The organism is Streptomyces sp. NPDC005195 (assembly GCF_040608315.1).
In the GTDB taxonomy this organism is placed as follows: Bacteria; Actinomycetota; Actinomycetes; order Streptomycetales; family Streptomycetaceae; genus Streptomyces; species Streptomyces kaempferi.
This window is the reverse complement of the sequence record NZ_JBEXHZ010000186.1, coordinates 1-3699: the sequence shown is the minus strand read 5'-3', so window position 1 is coordinate 3699 and position 3699 is coordinate 1. Positions and strand designations below refer to the sequence as shown.

3 protein-coding genes are annotated in these 3699 nt (G+C 71.1%); 2 read left to right on the top strand and 1 reads right to left on the bottom strand.

The features are described 5' to 3' along the window. The coding region (locus ABZV34_RS37650) for a TetR-like C-terminal domain-containing protein (RefSeq protein WP_356287249.1) at positions 1-420 on the top strand (420 nt) is incomplete at its 5' end. 294 nt (positions 421-714) lie between these two features. Continuing rightward, positions 715-2136: a SpoIIE family protein phosphatase gene (locus ABZV34_RS37645; protein ID WP_356287246.1), complete on the top strand. Its 1422-nt coding sequence runs from the start codon at positions 715-717 to the stop codon at positions 2134-2136. Between the two features lie 100 nt (positions 2137-2236). On the opposite strand, the gene ABZV34_RS37640 is transcribed toward ABZV34_RS37645, so the two are convergent. Beyond that, positions 2237-3699, bottom strand: a 1463-nt coding sequence (locus ABZV34_RS37640) for a hypothetical protein (protein WP_356287243.1), incomplete at its 5' end; no start/stop codon positions are given.

Below are 3699 nucleotides of genomic sequence, written 5' to 3'. Positions count from 1 at the left end.
CCCGCGCGGGACGGGGCCGACCGCCTGGCCGCGGTCGTACGCGCCTACCGCGACTGGGCGCGGACCGAGCCGCACCGCTACCGGCTGCTGTTCCGGGCCCCTTTCAAGGGCTACGACGCCCACTCCACCGGCCTGGTCGAGGCGGCCCAGCGGGCGATGAACGTCGTACTGAACGTGGCGAACGCGCTGGCGGCGCCGGACTCGGCCGTTCCACAGGGTGCGCGGAATCAGGTCCAGGAGTGGATGGAGCGCCGCGGCGTCGACGACGTCCCGCCGGCGGTCGCCGCACGGACCATGATGCTCTGGGCCCGTCTGCACGGTCTCGCGAGCCTGGAGATCGAGGACAACTTCGCTTCCATGGGCATCGATCCGGGCCCCTTCTACGAGGCGGAGGCGGGAGAGTTCACCCACGGCCTCTGAATCCGAACATGCCCTGGACATGACCCGCACAGATGACCCTCGAACACAAGACTGAGAAACAGCCCCGGCCACCCCCGCGAACCGGCAAGTCACGTACTCCGTCTACGACTTGAACAAGCGACACACGTACCTCATCGATCCCGGTCGACCCCTCCGAATGGACTGCGGCATATACCAGAAGCACCACCGGATCGTGTGTTGCCAAATCCCTTACAGGGCGTCGCGGGCTGTGCCACAGTCGTAACGGTCCTTCCGCCCAGCTCTGGTCGAACCGTCCCCTCATCGGAGTGCGCCATGCCGCCCCATCTCTCCGCGGACCGCCCCGCCGCGCAGCCGCCCCGGCGCGGCGCGGTCGACGCGCTGATCTCGCAGACGCGGCAACTGCGCGGCGAGATGGACGCCGTACGACGAGACGCACCCGTGGACGGCGTGGACGCCCGGGGACGCTGGCAGCGCGCACTGTGCGATCTCGCGATGCACCAGCTCAACGACCTGGACCAGCACCTGGCGCAGCTGCGGGACGGCCCCCCGTCGGCCCCCGTGGAACCCGCTGTCGCACCCACCGCACCCACCCCACCCGGCGAGGGGTCCCTGCTCAGCCGGGTCGGCAGCGCCGAGTGGAACCTGCTGACGGACGAGGCCAGTTGGTCCGGGGAGCTCTACCAGATCCTGGGCCGCGACCCCGGCGCACCTCCGCTCACCCTCGACGAGCTGCCGTCGCTGGTGCTCGACGAGGACCGGCCGATGCTGACGACGATGGTCACCGACTGTCTCATCGACGCGAAGCCGATCGACGGAGAGTTCCGCGTCGTGCGCCCGGACGGCGGAGTGCGGACCGTGCACATCATGGGTGAGCCCGTGCTCGACACCGACGGCAGTACCGCGGCGATGTGGGCGGTGCTGCGCGATGTCAGCGAACTGCGGCGCAGCCAGCGGACGGTGGGCGAGACCCGCGACTCGCTGCGGCACGACCGGCACTTCGCACAGGACGAGCACCGGCTCGCGGTCGAGTTGCAGGAGGCCGTCCTGCCGCCCTGGCAGGGCAGCCTGCGGTCCACCGGGCGGGGCCCTGGGACACTGGACCTGGCCGCCCACTTCCTCCCCTCCTCGGCCACCGCCCTGATCGGCGGCGACTGGTACGACGCACTGGAACTTCCGGATGGCGACACCCTGTTGAGCGTCGGAGACCTGACCGGACATGGCGTCACCGTCGCCTCCGGCATGGCGATGCTGCTGGGCGCCCTGCGCGGCATGGCCATGGCGGGCACCCAGCCGGGTCAACTCCTCTCCTGGCTGAACCGGTTGGTGGACGCTTCGGTGCAGCCGGCTCTCGGCAGCGCCGTCTGCTGCCGCTACCGGCCCGGAACCCGCACCCTCACCTGGGCGCAGGCGGGACACCCCGCCCCCTTGCTGTTCCGCAACGGGACGGGGCGCATCCTCACGCCACCGCACGGCGTGCTGCTCGGCGCGACCTCGGGTGCCGCCTACGGGCAGGCCGAAGAGACCCTGGAGGACGGCGACCTGCTGCTCCTGCACACCGACGGACTGGTCCCCCGATGTCACGGAGCGGCGGCCGTCCAGAGGCTGCTCGACCTGGCCCCGCGTCTCGACGGAGCCCGCACGGCCCAGGACTGCGCACGGATGGTTGTAGAGGAGTTCGGTGAGACCCGACGCGAGGACGACGCCTGCGTGCTCATCGCCAGGGTCGGCGGCTGAGCGGTCGGCTGGACAGTCGGCTTGGCGGGCGGTCGACCACGCCGGACAACCGGGCTCGGCCCACGGGGCCACCCCACCGGGTCTCCTCGCACAGGCGGCTTCAGACCTGTGCGTCTCCCTCACGCCTCGGCTTCAGCACCGGCTGGGGGAGGGCGAGTTGGATCTCCTCACGCAGTTCGTGGATCTTCGGGTAGCCGGAGTACTGACCGGTGAGCCGGTACATCTCGCGCAGCCGGTCCCAGGTGCGGTGGGAGGAGTTCGCCCCCATCGACACCAGCGCCAGCCGGGCATAGCGGTCCGCCTGTTCGGGATCGTCGGCGATGAAGCACGCCGAGGCCAGTGACAGCCAGTCGAAGATCTGCGACCGCTGCCTGCCGTTCTCCCGCAGGTGCAGTGCCTCCTTGGCGTGGCGCTGCGCCGTGGCCGCCGCGGCCGCGTCGTGCTCCGCGAGCGTCCGGTAGGCCAGGGCCTGCATGCCGTGCATGTCCGCCTCGTCGAACATCTGCATCCAGCTCGGCGGTGGCACGTCACCCCGGTCGGAGACGAAGAGGTCCTCCGCCTCGCCCAGGGTGCGCCGCATGGCCTGCCCCTTGCCCAGCGACGCCTGTGCCCAGGCCTCGATGGTGTAGAGCATGGCCCGGGTGCGCGGCAGCATCTCCGAACCCGAGCCCGACTTGGCGAGCTTCATCAGGTCCAGGGCGTCGTCCGGGCGCCCCAGGTGCACCATCTGGCGCGCGGCGCGGGAGAGCGCCTCCCCGGCACGGGGCCGGTCACCGCCTTCCCGGGCCGCGTGGGCGGCGATGACGAAGTACTTCTGTGCCGTGGGCTCCAGGCCGACGTCGTGCGACATCCAGCCCGCGAGGACGGCGAGATTGGCCGCGACGCCCCACAGGCGCCGCTGCAGATGGTCGGGATGGCGGTAGGAGAGCATGCCTCCCACCTCGTTGAGCTGGCCCACCACGGCCTTGCGTTGCAGCCCGCCGCCGCGGGCCGCGTCCCAGGCCCGGAACACCTCGACCGAGCGCTCCAGTTCCTCGATCTCCTGCGACCCGATGGGGGCGGCCTCGTAGCGGTCGAACCCGGCGGGGTCGGCGTGCAGGGGATTGTCGAAGTCGGGTGCGTCGGCCACCAGGGCCGGATCGGTGTGCAGCCAATCGTGCATGGCACTGCTGAGTGCGGATCCCGCGGCGAGCGCGGCACCCGCGCCCACCAAGCCGCGTCGGTTGAGCATGAGGTCCATTCCCGTGAATTCGGTGAGGACCGCAGCAGTCCGCTCGGGCGCCCACGGCACTCCGTCGGGATGTTCCACATTCCCGCCGCCCGGCCGCTTCCCCACACGCCCGTGCCGGACCAGACCGAGGTCCTCGATGGTCACGACACGGCCGAGACGCTCGGTGAACAGAGCCGCCAGCACTCGGGGAACCGGATCGCGCGGGATCTCTCCCACGTCGATCCAGCGCCGCACCCGAGAGGTGTCGGTCGCCAGCTGGGGGTGGCCCATGGCCGCCGCCTGCCTGTTGACCAGCCTCGCGAGTTCGCCCTTGGACCAGCCGGCCAGGCCGA